General features: G+C 64.7%; 13 protein-coding genes and 1 pseudogene. 7 read left to right on the top strand and 7 right to left on the bottom strand.

The genetic code is table 11. From position 1 onward, the window contains the following. The first annotated feature begins 242 nt into the window (after nucleotides 1–242). The 5 genes from AB3X94_RS21975 to AB3X94_RS21995 all read left to right on the top strand — a co-directional run bounded on the left by AB3X94_RS21975 (nucleotide 243) and on the right by AB3X94_RS21995 (nucleotide 5,212). Nucleotides 243–1,253 (top strand): LysR family transcriptional regulator, encoded by a 1,011-nt coding sequence (locus AB3X94_RS21975; protein ID WP_368612684.1) that lies wholly within the window; start codon nucleotides 243–245, stop codon nucleotides 1,251–1,253. Next, nucleotides 1,250–2,755 (top strand): NAD(P)-binding domain-containing protein, encoded by a 1,506-nt coding sequence (locus tag AB3X94_RS21980; protein WP_368612685.1) that lies wholly within the window; start codon nucleotides 1,250–1,252, stop codon nucleotides 2,753–2,755. The genes AB3X94_RS21975 and AB3X94_RS21980 overlap by 4 nt, the downstream gene beginning before the upstream one ends. A 14-nt stretch (nucleotides 2,756–2,769) precedes the next feature. Then, nucleotides 2,770–3,336: a CMD domain-containing protein gene (locus AB3X94_RS21985; RefSeq protein WP_368612686.1), complete on the top strand. Its 567-nt coding sequence runs from the start codon at nucleotides 2,770–2,772 to the stop codon at nucleotides 3,334–3,336. After that, nucleotides 3,333–3,908: a peroxidase-related enzyme gene (locus AB3X94_RS21990; protein WP_368612687.1), complete on the top strand. Its 576-nt coding sequence runs from the start codon at nucleotides 3,333–3,335 to the stop codon at nucleotides 3,906–3,908. Before AB3X94_RS21985 ends, AB3X94_RS21990 begins: the two co-directional genes overlap by 4 nt. 128 nt (nucleotides 3,909–4,036) lie before the next feature. After that, nucleotides 4,037–5,212, top strand: a complete 1,176-nt coding sequence (locus AB3X94_RS21995; RefSeq protein ID WP_368612688.1) for an ABC transporter substrate-binding protein — start codon at nucleotides 4,037–4,039, stop codon at nucleotides 5,210–5,212. A 53-nt stretch (nucleotides 5,213–5,265) separates the two neighbouring features. Here the strand turns inward: AB3X94_RS21995 and AB3X94_RS22000 are convergent, their stop codons facing one another. After that, a complete protein-coding gene (locus AB3X94_RS22000) occupies nucleotides 5,266–6,588 on the bottom strand; it encodes an LLM class flavin-dependent oxidoreductase (protein WP_368612689.1) in 1,323 nt (440 codons plus the stop codon). A 290-nt stretch (nucleotides 6,589–6,878) separates the two neighbouring features. Between AB3X94_RS22000 and AB3X94_RS22005 the strand changes: the two genes are divergently transcribed. Continuing rightward, entirely contained in the window at nucleotides 6,879–7,169 is a 291-nt protein-coding gene (locus AB3X94_RS22005) for a co-chaperone GroES (RefSeq protein WP_368612690.1), read from the top strand. Nucleotides 7,170–7,182: 13 nt separating this feature from the next. Further along, entirely contained in the window at nucleotides 7,183–8,823 is a 1,641-nt protein-coding gene (gene groL, locus AB3X94_RS22010) for a chaperonin GroEL (protein WP_368612691.1), read from the top strand. A gap of 132 nt (nucleotides 8,824–8,955) precedes the next feature. On the opposite strand, the gene AB3X94_RS22015 is transcribed toward groL, so the two are convergent. The 6 genes and pseudogenes from AB3X94_RS22015 to AB3X94_RS22040 all read right to left on the bottom strand — a co-directional run bounded on the left by AB3X94_RS22015 (nucleotide 8,956) and on the right by AB3X94_RS22040 (nucleotide 16,496). After that, nucleotides 8,956–10,311: an LLM class flavin-dependent oxidoreductase gene (locus tag AB3X94_RS22015; protein ID WP_368612692.1), complete on the bottom strand. Its 1,356-nt coding sequence runs from the start codon at nucleotides 10,309–10,311 to the stop codon at nucleotides 8,956–8,958. A 42-nt stretch (nucleotides 10,312–10,353) separates the two neighbouring features. Then, a pseudogene (locus tag AB3X94_RS22020) lies at nucleotides 10,354–11,338 on the bottom strand (LLM class flavin-dependent oxidoreductase). A gap of 22 nt (nucleotides 11,339–11,360) precedes the next feature. Next, nucleotides 11,361–11,705, bottom strand: coding sequence for a DUF3088 domain-containing protein (locus tag AB3X94_RS22025; protein WP_368612693.1), 345 nt, complete (start codon nucleotides 11,703–11,705; stop codon nucleotides 11,361–11,363). A gap of 106 nt (nucleotides 11,706–11,811) precedes the next feature. Beyond that, nucleotides 11,812–13,035: an acyl-CoA dehydrogenase family protein gene (locus tag AB3X94_RS22030; RefSeq protein WP_368612694.1), complete on the bottom strand. Its 1,224-nt coding sequence runs from the start codon at nucleotides 13,033–13,035 to the stop codon at nucleotides 11,812–11,814. Between the two features lie 484 nt (nucleotides 13,036–13,519). Continuing rightward, a complete protein-coding gene (locus AB3X94_RS22035; RefSeq protein WP_368612695.1) occupies nucleotides 13,520–15,589 on the bottom strand; it encodes a family 2A encapsulin nanocompartment cargo protein cysteine desulfurase in 2,070 nt (689 codons plus the stop codon). Beyond that, a complete protein-coding gene (locus AB3X94_RS22040; protein WP_176111056.1) occupies nucleotides 15,564–16,496 on the bottom strand; it encodes a family 2A encapsulin nanocompartment shell protein in 933 nt (310 codons plus the stop codon). The genes AB3X94_RS22035 and AB3X94_RS22040 overlap by 26 nt, the downstream gene beginning before the upstream one ends. Between the last annotated feature and the right edge of the window lie 179 nt (nucleotides 16,497–16,675).

Below are 16,675 nucleotides of genomic sequence, written 5' to 3' on the forward strand. Positions count from 1 at the left end.
GCAAAGCTTGTGAAGGTGAATGCTGATGTTCTTTACGAGAGCGTGTTCGAGATGGCCGACTGCTGCGAAAACCCCTCATTTAAAGCACTTTTTCGCGAATCACTTTCGTAGCGAGCAGATCGCCCCGAAGCGCGCAAGCAGCCGCTCACGGTAACTTTCGTCAATTGCATAGCGGAATTTATTATAAGAATTGCGCATTCAGGCGCTCCTAAAATGCACCCATCACATGGATGAGGCATCGCATGGAGCTGCATCAACTCGAAGCATTCTCGGCGGTTATGTCGACGGGCAGCATGACCGGCGCCGCGCGCCTGCTCGGCCGCTCGCAACCCGGCGTCACGAGAACCATCCAGGATCTCGAACATGAGATCGGCTACGCCCTGTTCGAACGCAAAGGACCTCGTGTCACACCGACGAGCCGTGCGTTCCGGCTGTACGGCGAAGTCGAGCGCTCGTTGATCGGCCTCGCCGCTATCGAGGCCAGCGCGCGGGCAATCGGCCGCGACGAGGTCATGCCATTGCGCGTCGTCGCAACGCCCGCACTCGCTGCGGCACTGGCGCCACGCGCAATGGCGAAGCTCGCGCAAGCAGGCGCGCGCTTCGACACGCAGCTGCGCAGCGCGTCCGCCGAGCAGGTCGCGGAGGCGTTGCTGTCACGTTCGGCCGACATCGGCATCGCGACTTTGCCGCTCGACCATGCTGCGCTCGACGTGCACTACATCATCGAGGCGCCATGCGTCGCGGTGCTGCATCCGAACGACCCGCTCGCGCAAGATGCCGTGCTACGGCTCGCGCACCTCGCCGCCCAGCCTGTCGCCACGCTGGCAAACCGCTATCGTCTGCGCAGCCGGATCGATCGCGCATTCGACGAGGCTGGCGTCGCGCCTAACGTCGCGCTCGAAACGAATGCATCGCTGAACGCGATGATGGGCGCGCAACAACAACTGGGAGTCGCAATCGTCGATCCGGTGACTGCCTTCGGCATGCGCCTCCCGGACGTCGAAGTCCGACCGCTCGATGTGGCGATTCCGTTCCTCTATGGCGTCGTCACACTGTCCGGCCTGCCTCGCAGCGTTGAAGTGAACGCGATGATCGAATCGCTCGCGGAGGTCTCGCGGATGCTTCTGCCTGGGTCCGTGCGTCACGCGGCGTCACGGCATGGCGCACTGGTTGCTCACGATCGCACGGATAGCGCGGCCCCTACCCTGCATTCCAGTTCCTTCACTTACCGCGACATCGGAGCCCCGGCATGAGCGCAACGACTCCTCCCCACGCGGCTCCAGGACTCGCCGCGCTTGAAGCGCGGCTTCGCGAGGACCTCGGCTGGCTCGAGCTGCCCGCGCCTTCCTGGGTTCCCGCACGGACCTCCGACGGGCAGCGCGTGCTCGATGTCGCCATCATCGGCGCCGGCATGGCTGGGCTCGCGGCGAGCGCCGAATTGCGCCTGCTCGGCATCGACAATCAGCGGCTCTTCGATCAGGCGCCGGCCGGCCAGGAAGGCCCGTGGGTCACCTACGCCCGGATGCAGACACTGCGCTCTCCCAAACAACTGACCGGACCCGCGCTGCGCTTGCCCGCATTAACGTTCCGCGCCTGGTACGAAGCCCAGTTCGGCCGCGAGCAATGGAGCGCGCTCTACAAGATTCCGCGTGCGCAATGGATGGACTATCTGCGCTGGTATCGGCGCGTGCTCGATCTGCCGGTACGCAATGACACGCGCGTCGAGAAACTGCGCACGCGCAGCGATGGTCTGATCGAGCTTGCGCTGTTGCATGGCCCGGCCAACGACAGCGGCGCAGCACAGCGCGAAACCGTGCTCGCTCGCCATGTCGTGCTAGCAACCGGCCGTGAGGGCCTCGGCGGCCCGTACGTTCCCGAGGTTGCCCGCGACGTTCCGCGTCATCTGCGCGCACACTCGTCGGATCCGATCGACTTTGCCGCGTTGCGCGGCAAACGTGTCGGCGTGATCGGCGCAAGCGCAAGCGCGTTCGATAACGCCGCTAGCGCTCTCGAGGCGGGGGCTGGACGAGTCGACCTGTTCGTGCGTCGCGCGGCGCTCCCGCGCATCAACAAGCTGACCGGCATCGGCAGTCCTGGCCTCGTTCATGGCTTCGCGAATCTGCCCGACGCGTGGAAATGGCGCTTCCTGCACTATTCGACGCAAACGCAGGCCCCACCGCCGCGCGACAGCGTGCTGCGGGTCGCCGCTCACGCGCAGGCTCATCTGCACCTGGCGAGTCCGCTGACGGGTTTGCGCCACGAAGGCGACACGATCGTCGTCGACACGCCCCGAGGGCAATACACCCTCGACTACCTGATCTTCGCGACCGGCTTTCACTCGGAAATCGACACGCGCGACGAATTTGCGCCCATCGCGCCGCACGTGCGCCGCTGGCGCGACCGCTTTACACCGGCGGCGGAATTGTCGAACGAAGAACTCGCTAGCTCGCCGGACCTCGACCGCAACTTCGCCTTCCAGGAACGCGTTCCCGGGGCCTGCCCGGCGCTCGCGCGCATTCACTGCTTCAATCACGCAGCCAGTCTGACGCACGGCAAGGTCGCCGGCGACATCCCCGCGATCAGCGACGGCGCGCAGCGGCTCGCGCGCGCGATCGCCGCAATGCTGTTCGACGCCGACCGCGATACGCACTACGCGGCGCTGCGAGCTTTCGACACCGCGGAACTCGCGGGAGACGAATGGGACGACGCCGATGCCGCTGCCGGCACCGTGCCCGCCGACACCCCTGCCCTTTAATGGACCCACACCTGATGTCTTCATCCGCTGATTCTGTATCGGCCGCCGCGACCGACGACTTCGTCGCGCAACTCGCGGGACTGTCACCCGACGGTGCGACTGCGGCGCTGCGCGCGTTCCGCGGCGACGCGACGCGTTATACGCAAGGCAGTCACGATGCGCTGTTCTCGACCGAGGTCACCGATCTGACTCTTCGCGAGCGGCTCTACGCGGCCTGGGATGCCGCGTTGCTATCGAACGCTGAGCAGATGGCGCTCGCGTATCGCGAGCGGCTGCTGGCACTGGCGAGCGCTGCTGACGCACAGACCGAAACGACGAACTCGCGACTCGATGCGATCGCCGGGCAACGCGCCGTTGCGCTCGCGTCGATCGCGAAGACCGACCAGCGGCTCGCCGCGATCCTGCTTCACACGGAAGCCCTGACGCTGCGCCCCGCCGCGACCGGCAAACCGGCGCTCTCGACGTTACAAGCGGCTGGCCTCACGACACGCGCCATCGTCGCGCTTTCGCAACTCGTCGCGTTCGTGACGTACCAGGTGCGGGTCGTCGCCGCGTTGCGCGCATTGGAGGCACGAGCATGAGTTCGGATCACGGCTTTACGACGCAAACCCTCGGCTGGTCCGCATGGCTCGATACGGTCGCGCTCGAACAGGCATCGCCCGAGCAGACTGCGGTACTCGAAGCGAGCCACCCGCAAGCGAAGACTTCCGATTACTACCTGTTGCTGGTTCACGAAGCGGAAGTCCTGCGGCAACGATCAGGCGCGTTCAATAGCATCATGTATGCGCCGGGCGGATTGTCGCGAGCGGAGCGCGAGCTCGCGAGCACGGTGGTCTCGCGTGTCAACGGATGCGTGTATTGCGCGTCGGTGCATGCGCAGCGTTTCCAGCAACTTGCGAAGCGCGAGGACGTCATCCAGCAGATCTTCGTCGCTCCTGAAACGGCGGGTACGACCGAACGGGAGCGCGCGATCGTTCGATACGCGATCAATCTCACACTGCATCCGCAGGCGGTCACAGCCGAATCGCTCGATGCGTTGCGCCGCGCGGGACTCGACGATACGCAGATTCTCGATCTCAGTCACGCGATTGCGATCTTCGCCTGGGCCAACCGTTTGATGCTGACGTTGGGCGAACCAGTGTTTCCGGCCTGACCGGGGCCGCCGCGGCATCGACTTCGCAACAGTGCGGTGCCCAGCGAATGGATATGACAATCGCTTCGTTGCCGCACGATGCGATGCATTAGAGACTTGCAGTCCCACTCACTTCGAGAGAATCTGTCATGTACGCCTCGCGTTTCTCCGCGCTGCACCGGCGACTTTTCACGCTCGCCGGCGCGGTAATCGCTTTCTCTCTTTCCGCCGTTTCGTCCGCGGCACCTGCCAGCGGCGAGCCGGTTTTCTTCGGCGTCAGTGGACCGCTGACCGGTCCCAACGCGCAATACGGCGCGCAATGGAAAGCCGGCTTCGACCTCGCGCTCGACGAAATCAACCGCGACGGAGGCATCAACGGCCATCCGCTGCAGTACGTGTTTGAAGACAGTCAGAGTGATCCGCGCCAGGCGGTCGCGATCGCGCAGAAGTTCGTTGACGACAAGCGCATCCTGATCGAACTCGGCGACTTCTCGAGCCCCGCTTCGATGGCGGCCTCGCCGATCTATCAGCGCGCGGGCCTGGTCCAGCTGGGCTTCACCAACTCCCATCCGGACTTCACGAAGGGCGGCGACTTCATCTGGAGCCCGTCGGTCAGCCAGGCGGACGCGCAGCCGCTGCTCGCGGATCTGGCCGTCAAACAGGGCTTCAGGCGCGTCGCCGTGCTGTTCCAGAACACCGACTGGGGTCGCGCCAGCAAGGACGTCTTCGTGAAGGCGGCAGCCGCGCGCGGCGCGCAGGTCATCGCGGCCGAAGGCTACCAGCCCACCGACAAGGATTTTCGCGCGACGCTGCTGCGTGTGCGCGATACCAAGCCCGACGCGCTCGTGCTGATTTCGTACTACTCGGACGGCGCGCAGATCGTGCGTCAGGCGCGCACGAGCGGCATCACCCTGCCGATCGTGGCGGCGAGTTCGGTGTACTCGCCAAAATTCATGGAACTCGGCGGTGACGCCGTGAACGGCGTGACCACCAACACGAGCTTTTTCCCCGGCGACCGCAGCCCTGAAGTCCAGCGCTTCGTTCGCGACTTCGAAGCGAAGTACCATCACGAGCCCGACGCCTTCAATGCGTTCGCCTACGACGCCACGATCATTGCCGCTTATGCGTTGCGCACGGGCGGACCAGATCGACGCGGCGTGCGTGATGCGCTGCCGAAGCTGCATGACGTGCCGAGCGTCGTGTTCGGCAAGGCGACGTTCGACCCGGCGACGCGACGCGTGATCGGCGTGAAGAGCGTCAACCTCGTCGTCGAGAATGGGCAGTGGGCGCTGCTTGGCAGCAAGCCCGCGCTGGCGGCCAGGTAGCGGCCGACATATTCGCGCGGGCCGCCTGCCGATGCGGCTGCGCGCGAGCCGCCTCACGCGGAAAAGAACCGGTTTTCAGGCCTTGGCAGCCCAAGATTCTCGCGCAGCGTCTTGCCTTCGTACTCGCGCCGGAACAGCCCCCGTCTCTGCAGCTCGGGAATGACTTTGTCGACGAAATCGTCGAGGCCCGCCGGAAGATGCGAGAACATCACATTGAATCCGTCCGAACCCTCTTCCAGCAGCCACTGCTCCATCTGATCAGCAATCATCCCGGCAGTGCCGACCATCTCCAGCCCGGAGTATCCGCCGATGCGCTGCGCGAGCTGACGGATCGTCAAGCCATCGCGCTGAGCCCATTCCACCACGCGTTGCCGCGCGGTACGGCTTGCGTTGGTCTCGGGAATTTCCGGGAGTGGCCCGTCCAGATCGAGACCGGACACATCGTGTCCCAACGCGATCGACAATGAAGCGATGCCGCTCTCGTAATGCACGAAAGTATCGAGCCGCTCGCGCGTTTCGCGCGCCTCGTCGAGCGTCTCGCCCACCACGACGAAGGCCGCCGGCAGAATCTTCATGTGATCGCGGGAGCGGCCGAGTTTCTCCATGCGGCTTTTTACGTCGGCGTAGAAACGCTTTCCATCGGCCAGCGTGGTTTGCGCGGTGAACACGACTTCGGCCGTTTCCGCGGCGATCTGCCGTCCAGCTTCAGATGAACCGGCCTGCACGATCACGGGCCAGCCCTGAATCGGCCGAGCAATATTCAACGGTCCTCGCACCGAGAAGTTCGCGCTTTTGTAGTTCAGCACATGCAGCTTTTGCGGGTCGAAGAATGTTCCGCTCGCCGTGTCGCGGATAAACGCGTCATCGGCCCAGCTATCCCACAGACCCGTGACCACATCGAAGAATTCGCGGGCGCGCCGGTAGCGCTCGTCGTGTTCGACGTGCTCGTCGAGGCCGAAATTGAGCGCCGCGTCCGGATTCGATGTCGTCACGAGATTCCAGCCGGCGCGGCCACCGCTGATATGGTCGAGCGACGCGAACCGCCTCGCCACGTGATACGGCGCGTCGAAGGTCGTGGACGCGGTCGCGACGAGACCTAGCCGCTCGGTGACCGCCGCTAGCGCGGGCAACAGCGTGAGCGGCTCGAACGAGGTCACCGTGTGGCTGCGCCTGAGCGCGTCTAGCGGCATGTTGAGCACCGCGAGGTGGTCGGCCATGAAGAACGCGTCGAAGCGGCCGCGCTCGAGCGTCTGCGCAAAACGTTTGAGATGTCCGAAATTGAAGTTGGCATCGGGGTAGGCGCCAGGGTAGCGCCATGCGCCGGTGTGGATGGTCGTGGGGCGCATGAAGGCGCCAAGGCGAAGCTGACGTGACATGAACCGGTATCCATCGAGAACAGGGTCGCGCCAGTGTAATGCGGTTGCGCTGAGGCTGCCTGGCGACAGCTCGATTTCAAATTGCAGCCCGACAGCAGCGACGTTCGAAGCCCGCCGTACGCAGGCGCTTTATGCCTGATGCGCTGCGTACGGACGAATCGATTTCCTTCCTCGCGTGCTTTTCATATGCGCAAACATTGGTTGGATTTGCACCGGCGCCGACTTAACTTCCTGAGTCTGGCGCCGTGGAGCGCAATGCCAATAGCAACCTGTGAGGAAGGAAACAACAGATGAGCCTACGCCCTTTACATGATCGCGTGATCGTCAAGCGTCTTGATCAGGAGACCCGCACGGCGTCGGGAATCGTGATCCCCGACAGCGCCGCGGAAAAGCCCGACCAAGGCGAGATCCTCGCCGTCGGCCCCGGCCGCCGCGGTAACGACGGCAAGCGCGTCGAACCGGATCTGGAGGTCGGCGATCGCGTGCTGTTCGGCAAGTACGCGGGCCAGGCGGTGAAGGTCGACGGCAACGAACTGCTGGTACTGCGCGAGGAAGATATCGTCGCAGTCGTTCAAATCTGAGGAGAAAGCAAACATGGCAGCCAAAGAAGTCGCTTTCAGCGACATCGCGCGTACCAAACTGGTTGAAGGCGTTAACCTGCTCGCCAATGCGGTGAAAGTGACGCTTGGGCCGAAGGGCCGCAACGTCGTGCTCGAACGCAGTTTCGGCAGCCCTGTCGTGACGAAGGACGGTGTGTCCGTCGCGAAGGAGATCGAACTGGCCGACAAGCTGCAGAACATCGGCGCGCAGCTCGTCAAGGAAGTGGCGTCGAAGACCAGCGACGCGGCGGGCGACGGCACGACAACCGCGACCGTGCTCGCGCAGGCGATCGTCCGCGAGGGCCAGAAATACGTTGCGGCGGGCCTCAATCCGCTCGATCTGAAGCGTGGCATCGACAAGGCCGTCATCGCGGCCGTCGAGGAGCTCAGGAAGATCAGCAAGCCCACGACCACCAGCAAGGAAATCGCTCAGGTCGCGACGATCTCCGCGAACGGCGAAGAATCGATCGGCCAGCGCATCGCCGAAGCGATCGACCGGGTCGGCAAGGAAGGCGTGATCACCGTCGAAGACGGCAAGTCGCTCGCAGACGAGCTCGACGTCGTGGAAGGTCTGCAGTTCGACCGCGGGTATCTGTCGCCCTATTTCATCAACGACCAGGACCGGCAGCTCGCCGCACTCGAACAACCATTCGTGCTGTTGCACGACAAGAAGATCTCGAACATCCGCGATCTGCTGCCGATCCTCGAACAGGTCGCAAAGTCCGGCCGGCCGCTGCTGATCATCGCCGAAGACGTCGAAGGCGAAGCGCTCGCGACGCTCGTCGTCAACAATATTCGCGGCATTCTGAAGACGGTCGCGGTCAAGGCGCCCGGCTTCGGCGACCGCCGCAAGGCGCTGCTCGAAGACATCGCGATCCTCACCGGCGGCCAGGTCATCGCAGAAGAAACCGGCTTGACGCTCGAAAAAGCGACGCTCGCCGAACTCGGTCAGGCCAAACGCATCGAGGTGGGCAAAGAAAACACCACCGTTATCGACGGCGCCGGAGAGAAGGTCAGCATCGAGGCTCGCGTCAAGCAGATTCGCGCGCAGATTGCGGAAGCCACCTCGGACTACGACCGTGAAAAGCTGCAGGAACGCGTCGCCAAGCTCGCGGGCGGTGTCGCCGTGATCAAGGTGGGCGGCGCGACGGAGATCGAGGTGAAGGAGAAGAAAGACCGCGTCGACGATGCGCTGCACGCGACGCGCGCCGCTGTCGAAGAGGGTATCGTTCCGGGCGGCGGTGTCGCGCTGATTCGCGTGAAACAGGCGATCGCCGCGCTGCAAGGCGCGAATGCGGATCAGAACGCCGGCATCAACATCGTGCGTCGCGCGCTCGAAGAACCGTTGCGCCAGATCGTCGCCAATGCGGGCGAGGAAGCGAGCGTGATCGTCGCCAGGGTGGCCGAAGGCAGCGGCAACTATGGCTACAACGCGGCCACGGGCGAATACGGCGACCTCGTCGAAACCGGGGTGGTCGATCCGACCAAAGTCACGCGCACGGCCCTGCAGAATGCCGCCTCCGTGGCGAGCCTGCTGTTGACGACCGACGCCACCGTGCACGAAGCCCCGAAACATGCGGCACCGGCTGCGTCGCCGGCGGGGCCGGGAGCCGGCGGTCCCGGCTTTGACTACTAATCGAACTGCTCGAGCCTGCTGACGCCGCGAGGCGTCGGCGCAACGCGCCGCGCATCGCGACCGTCGATGCGCGGCGCGTTGTTTTGAGGGGCCAAGCCGCAACCGCTTCGTGCGCCCTGCCCCGATCCTGATTCAATCCGTCACGGCCTCACGCTGGTAGCGCGACACCGGCTGGCGTAAGCCGAGATGCTCGCGCAGCGTGCGGCCTTCGTATTCGTGGCGAAACAGACCTCTGCGCCGCAATTCCGGCAACACGAGCCGGATGAAGTCGTCGAGACTGTTGGGAAGCAACGCTGGCATCACGTTGTAGCCGTCGGCGCCGTAGTTGACGAAACGCTCCTCGAGCGCATCGGCGATCTGCTGCGGCGTACCGACCAGTTGCCAGTGCCCGCGTGCGCCAGCCACGCGCAGATAAAGCTCGCGGATCGTCAGGTTCTCGCGCCGCGCCAGTTCGAGGGTCAGCGACTGGCGGCTCTTGCTCGCGTTCGTTTCGGGTAGTTCGGGAATCGGCCCGTCGAGCGGATAGCCCGACAGATCGAAACCGCCGGTCAGCGTCGATACCAGCGAGAGACCGACCGCAGGGTCGATCAGTGCCTGCAGCGCATCGAACTTTTCGCGCGCCTCGCGCTCGGTCTCGCCGACGATCGGCATCACGCCCGGCATGATCTTCAGGTCGTCGGGCTCGCGACCGTATTGCGCGAGGCGGCCCTTGACGTCCGCGTAGAACGCGACCGCATCGTCGAGCGTCTGTTGCGCGGTAAAGATGACTTCCGCGGTGCGCGCCGCGAGCGCCTTTCCCGCTTCCGACGACCCGGCCTGCACGACGACCGGCCGGCCCTGTGGCGAGCGTTCGACGTTCAGCGGTCCTCGCACGTTGAAGAACTCGCCGCGATGATCGAGCACATGGCGTTTCGCCGGTTCGAAGTAGCGGCCCGCGGCCTTGTCGCGCACGAACGCGTCCTCGTCCCAGCTGTCCCACAGGCCGTCGACCACCTCCGCGAATTCGACCGCGCGCTCGTAGCGCCGCGCGTGCGCGAGATGTTCGTCGAAGCCGAAGTTCTTCGCCTCGTGCGCGCTCGACGACGTGACGAGATTCCATCCAGCTCGCCCTGCGCTGATGTGATCGAGCGACGCAAACTTGCGCGCGATGTGATACGGCTCGTTGAAGGTCGTCGAAGCGGTGCCAACGAGGCCGATACGTTCGGTCAACGCGGCCAGTGCCGAAAGCAGCGTGATCGGCTCGAACTGGGCCACATAGCTATGCGCGGTGCGGCTCAGGAAATCGACATTGTCGCCGCGCGTGCCCGAGCCGTCGGCGAGAAAGACCAGATCGAACTTCGCGGCTTCCGCAGCCTTGGCGAGCTGCACGTAGTGGCGGAAGTCGCGGCCGGCATCCGCATGCGCGTCCGCATGACGCCACGCGGCGATGTGATGTCCGGTCGGATAGAGAAAAGCGCCGAGGCGCAGATGTCCTTTACGTTGGCTCATGGTCTGTACAAGTCGTTGATCAGGCGGCGAGGCGGCGCAACTCTATGCGCTGGCGCGCCAGCGTTGCGGATTGTGTGGACGGCTCAGTCCGAGGTGCTCGCGCAGCGTCGTGCCTTCGTATTCGCTGCGGAAAATGCCGCGCTGCTGCAAGATCGGCACGACGCCATCGACGAAATCGCGCAATCCGCCGGGCAGCGCGTCGGGCATCAGGTTGAAACCATCGGCGGCACCGCCCTCGAACCAGCGCTGGATGTCGTCGGCGATCTGCTCGGGCGTGCCGACCATCACCCGGTGGCCGGTGCCGCCCGCCAGCGAGCGGATCAGCTCGCGCACGGTGCGGCCGTGACGGCGCGCCTCGGCGAGCGTCGCGTGAAAGAAGGTGTAGTAGTTGCCGTTGCCGGCGCCGGGCAGCGCGAGATTCGAAGTGACGGCCACGATGCGCGATCGGATGCACTTTCGACACGTCGACGAAGCGGCCACCGGACTTGTTGCCGACGAACGCGTCGTCTTCCCAGCTATCCCACAGCGCCTTCACCACTTCGGTGAATTCGGCGGCCCGCTCGTAACGCTCGGCATGGTTCGGTACCGCGTCGCGGCCGAAGTTGCGCGCCGACGGCAGATCGGCGGTGGTCACGACGTTCCAGCCGGCCCGGCCGTTGCTGACGTGATCGAGCGTCGCAAAGCGCCGGGCAATGTTGTACGGCTCGTTGTAGCTGGTCGAGGCGGTGCCGATCACGCCGATGTGAGTCGTCGCCGCGGCGATGCAGGCGAGTAGCACTGTCGGTTCGAGTGCGGTGATCGGGCGGAAGTCGATCTGATCGACGATCGCCGCGTTGTCGGCGAGGAATACCGCGTCGAGCTTGCCCGCCTCGGCGATCCGCGCGACGTGAACGTAGTGGTCCACATCGATGAACGCTCGCGGATCGGCCTCTTCGAGCCGCCACGCCGATGGCACGAAACCCGAGTGCAGGATGTTGACGTTCAGATGCAGACGGCGCGGTGCAGCGCGTGCCGGAAGCTGACTCATAGGCGATTTCCCTCGCTTTGGCTCAGTGGACTTTAGGAAAGCCGTGCCGCTCGGCGAGCAGATCGAGGATGCGGTGCGGATCGGTGATGAAGCGCCGCTCACCGAGCGACTCGGCATCGGCAGGCGCGGGCAGCTCGTCGCCAAATACGAGCGTTGGCAGCCCCTGATGCGCTTCATCGAGCGCTTCGATCACGGCCTTGCGTGGCCGCTCGAACGGCACGCGCAGCAGGTCGAGCCGCGCGACGCGCGCGGGGTCGCTCGCGAGCAGCCCCTCGATCGGCGCGCCATGCGGACATATGAAACGCTCACCCGGATGGCGGGGATCGGTGAAGCCCGGTTCCAGCAGGATCAGAAGGTCTCGACTCATTTTGTAGGTTTCCTTGCGAATTCGATCGCGAGCTTGTTGGAAGACTGGCGGCGCTATCTCGTCGCCGCAAAGATTGCGGATGGATCTGCCTGCCTCACGGCTCGTGCTAGAAAACACGCCCTTCCGTCAGGTGGGTCGTCACGCCGTTCAATTCATAGTCGCCGATCACGCGCGCCTTGTGCTGCAGCGGGTTGTGATTGAAGATCGTGCGCAGATTGCGCCAGTGCCGGTCGAAGTTGTGTACGCGCGACGTGACCGACGCGCCGCCCGCCTCGAACATCCGTTCGGCCGCGTAGAGCGCGAGCTTGCTGACGACGAGCTGCGTGCGGGCAGTCGCCATCGAGCTCTCCAGCACGAGCGCGTCGGCGTCGGCGGCGCCCTCGCGGATCGCCCGCGCCGAGCGGTCGAGCACGCGTGCGTTATCGCGCACGAGCGCGTCGATCGTATGGCTGTGCGCTGCCAGGTCGCCGATCGCCTGCTGGATGAAGGCATCCTCGTGCGCGGACGGCGCGGGGCTGTGCAGCACGGGACGGCCATGCTGCAATACGTAATGCTTCGCATCGGCGACGACGTTGCGTACGATGCCCGCCGCCACCGCCACCAGATGCAGTTGCCGCAACGCGCCGCCATGACGCCCAACCAGCGCCGTCTGCACACGTGGTGTCACTTCGTCGTCGCGAACCAGTAACTCATCGAATTCGAGGCTGCCGCTCGCCGTCATGCGTTGCCCCATGCCGTCCCAGTCGTCTAGCACGCGCAGGCCTTCGCGCTTCACCGGTACGATCGCGAGCACCGGGTCGCCGTTCTCGTCCTGCAGGTTCAGGCGCGCGAAGTCGGAGAACGCCGTTCCGGTCGCGTAGTACTTACGGCCGCTCAGGCGGTAGTGCGCACCGTCGCGGCGCAGCCGGGTCGTGATTTCGCCGGGGCGCGCGGTGCCCAGTTCCGTCGAGGCGCCGCCGAAAATCGCACCATCGGCGATGCGTTGTATCTGGGTTTCGTTGAATGGTGTGCGTGGCGACAGCATCAATGCTTCGACCTGATCGAAGTGGATGCGTAGCGCGTGTGCGAGATTGCTGTCCGCGGCCGCAAGCGTCGCGATGACCGCGAACTCGTCTTCGAGCGAACCACCGAGGCCACCCCATTCGAACGGCAGGCGCAGGCGTGCGAGACCGGAGCGGCGCAACGATGCGAAACCGTCGAACGGTAATTCGCGCCGCGCTTCCCGCGACGCGGCGTTCTCTCCGATGGTGCTCGCTAGCGCGGGCAGCGACGCGAGCGCGGCGTGAAGTCGCTCGTCAGCAGCGGTGTTCCGCTGATCGGATGCAGGCATTCGTCGTTCCTCATGCTGGACAGGCAGACCGGCAAACGTGTGCCAGACGTCGACGTTCATCGACAGGACAGCGTGCCAGTATAGGGACGCGGGTTGCCGCAGATAACAACCGATTTGCGCTTACGTTATTCGCGTGTCTGCAATGAAAATGCACTGTGCCTTCTGTGTGCGGCGCGCACCACGCGAATCTGCACAAACCCCGTGGGCAACTGAGGATACAGCGATGGCCATGTCTGCCATAACGGCCGCAAGCATGCTGACGCAGGATGCAAGCCGTGCAGGAAAACCGGCGCACTTAAAGAATCAGAAATGCCTGCCCTGCCCGCGTCGCGGGCGGCGGGAAATAAGAGTAGGCCCGACGATCGTCGGGCGAAACGGGGATGAAGTTCGAGACCGCTTCCATGTCGCTTCAGGAGGCGCGAGGCACGACGCCAGTCGGCGCCATGCCTCGCGTAAGAGAACGACTGATGCCGTGCAGAACCGTTCAGGCCCGCCGTGCGGACAGATGGCGAATCACCGACACCATCGCGTCCACTTCATCGCACGTGTTGTAGAACGCCAGCGAAGGACGCACCGTCGCTTCCAGTCCAAAACGACGCAGGATCGGTTGCGCGCAGTGATGTCCCGAGCGCACCGCGATACCTTCTTGCGACAGCGCACGCCCAACCTCTTCGGTTTCGTATCCCTTCAGCACGAAAGACAGCACGCTCGCCTTATCGCGCGCGGTACCGACGAGCCGCACCCCCGGGACGGGCGCGAGCGCATGCGTCGCGTACTCCAGCAGATCGTGCTCATAGCGCGCGATATTCTCGATGCCGACGCGCTCAACGTAGTCGAGCGCGGCGCCGAGTCCCACCGCGTCGGCAATATTGCCGGTGCCTGCCTCGAAGCGGTTCGGCGGCGGCTGGAACACCGTGCGCTCGAACGTCACGTCGGCGATCATGTTGCCGCCGCCCTGCCAGGGCGGCATGTCGTCGAGAATCGCGCGCTTGCCGTAGACCACGCCGATGCCCGTCGGACCGAAGATCTTGTGACCCGAGAACACGAAGAAGTCGGCGTCGAGCGCCTGCACGTCGACGCGCATGTGCGAGACCGACTGCGCGCCGTCCACGAGCGCCTTCGCCCCAGCCCGGTGCGCGAGTTCGACGATCTCGCGCACCGGCACCACCGTTCCGAGCGCATTGGATACCTGGGTAACCGAAACGATCTTCGTGCGGTCGTTCAGCAGCTTGCGGTATTCATCGAGCAGCACCTGCCCCGAATCGTCGACGGGAATCACGCGCAGCTTCGCGCCCGTTTGCGCCGCGAGTTGCTGCCACGGCACGATATTGGCGTGATGTTCGAGATGCGACACGACGATCTCATCGCCGGCGCCGACGTTCTGCACGCCCCACGACTTGGCGATCAGATTGATCGCCTCGGTCGTGCCGCGCACGAACACGATCTCGTCCGGCGACGACGCGCCGATGAAGCGCTGCACCGTGCTGCGGGCGTTTTCGTAGGCATCCGTCGCACGGCCCGCGAGCGTATGCGCGGCGCGATGGATGTTCGAGTTTTCGTGCGCGTAGAAATACGCGAGCCGGTCGATCACGGACTGCGGTTTTTGCGTCGTCGCCGCGTTATCGAACCAGATCAGCTGCCTGCCGTTCACGCGCTCCTGAAGAATCGGAAAATCACGGCGAATCGCGTTGACGTCGAACGGCGGGCGGCCTGCCGGTGTGCCTGCCGCGAGCGCGCGTGAATCGGCGTTGCCCTGCGTGCCCTCGACGAAGTACGGCGCGCCGCCACGCGGCAAGCCAAGCGGATCGTCAACCGGCGCGAAGCGATGAATCGACAGCAACTCGCGCAACTCGTCCTCGCGAGGAAGTCCGAATGAACCGGGTGCGGCAGCGCCGCTCGCTGGCAACGCGATCTGCTGATCGGGACGCGACCAGCCATGCGCCGGCGCCTGCATGAAATAGTAGGGCGAGGCGGACGCCACGCGATCTTGCGCGGGTGGCCGTGATGACGCGGACGGCTGCTGCGCACTGCCCGCAGCGCCTGGCGCCCCGTCCAGCACCGGCGGCACGCCGAGCGCGGTTCCGCCGGCGCGCGGCTCGAGCGCGGGCGCAATCGTCGCGACATTGTCGGGCAGGCCGTTCTGCGCGGTCGCATGCGGCACCAGTGCCGGAGCGCGGTTGACGAGCGACAGCACATGCGTGGGCGCCGAAGGCAGCAAATTCGCACCCGGCACCTTGCCTTGCGGCAATGACAGGCCTGGCACACCCGTGCCGGTGCCACCGGGACCGGCGAGCGGCGAACCCGCCGGAGCCGGATTGCCGAGCGACGACAGAATCGGCGCGGCCGCCGGCAACGCCGATGCGACTCCGCCAACCGCGCCGCTACCTGCCGACACGTCCGGTGCGGGCGCGCCGCCCGGCAACGCGCTGAAGAACTCGGTCGCGAGGAGTGCGAGCAGCGCCGGATCAGGCAGTCCCGCCGGCAACACGGACGGCGGCACCGCTGACGATGCCCCCGCGCTGAGCGGACTACCGGTAGGTGTCTGGATAGTCATGGTATTTGCCGATCTCTACGTCGTCGAGCACTGCGAGCGCATCGGGTGAATGAACGGCGAGCGAGCAATACAGCGAGATCAGATACGATGCGATCGCCTGGTTGTTGATGCCCATGAAACGCACCGACAGCCCCGGCCCCTGCTCGCCGGCGACGCCCGGCTGATAGAGACCGACCACACCCTGACGCTTGTCGCCGACACGCAGCAGCAAAATCTTCGTCTTGCCATCGGCGACCGGCACCTTGTCCGACGGAATCAGCGGAATGCCGCGCCACGTGATGAACTGCGAGCCGAACAGGCTGACCGTCGGCGGCGGTACGCCACGGCGCGTGCACTCGCGGCCGAACGCCGCGATCGCGAGCGGATGCGTGAGAAAAAACGCCGGCTCCTTCCAGACTCTCGTCAGCAGCTCGTCGAGATCGTCCGGTGTCGGTGCGCCCGTCAGCGGAAATACGCGCTGTTCTTCATCGACGTTCGCAAGCAGACCGTAGTCCGGATTGTTGATGAGCTGGCTTTCCTGTACTTCCTTGATCGTCTCGATCGTCAGACGCAGTTGTTCCTTGATCTGATCATGCGGGCTGCTGTAGAGATCGGAGATCCGCGTGTGCACGTCGAGAACCGTGCTGACCGCATTGAGGAAGTACTCGCGTGGGTTTTCCTCGTAAGGAACGTACGTCGTGGGCAGCGTGCTTTCGTCTTCGCGCGCGGTGCAGGCGGCCTGAACGGCTTCCGGATCCTTCACTCGGTTCAGACGATAGATGCCCGCCTCGACGGGCACCCATTGCAGCAGATGGGTCAGCCAGCGTGGCGTGATGGTGGAAAGCTGCGGGACTGTTTTAGTGGCGTTGGCTAATTGCCGTGCTGCGTTATCGCCGAGCGCGGTCTGGCCGCTCGCTGACGTCGACATACGAAGGCTCCAGGGTTTATAGAAGAAAAACGGGAATGCTTATGACGGCAGGGAATTATCAGGAGACTCAAATACTGGCTCAACATGCTATAGCCATCATCACGCGTGCAACGGGCCCTGCTTCCCGTCGCGACGCGGCTTACCTGTGCCCGTGAAGCACTGCGGATTCAATCCTGGAG

The sequence above is a fragment of the Paraburkholderia sp. BR10923 genome, from assembly GCF_040948765.1.
GTDB lineage: Bacteria > Pseudomonadota > Gammaproteobacteria > Burkholderiales > Burkholderiaceae > Paraburkholderia > Paraburkholderia youngii.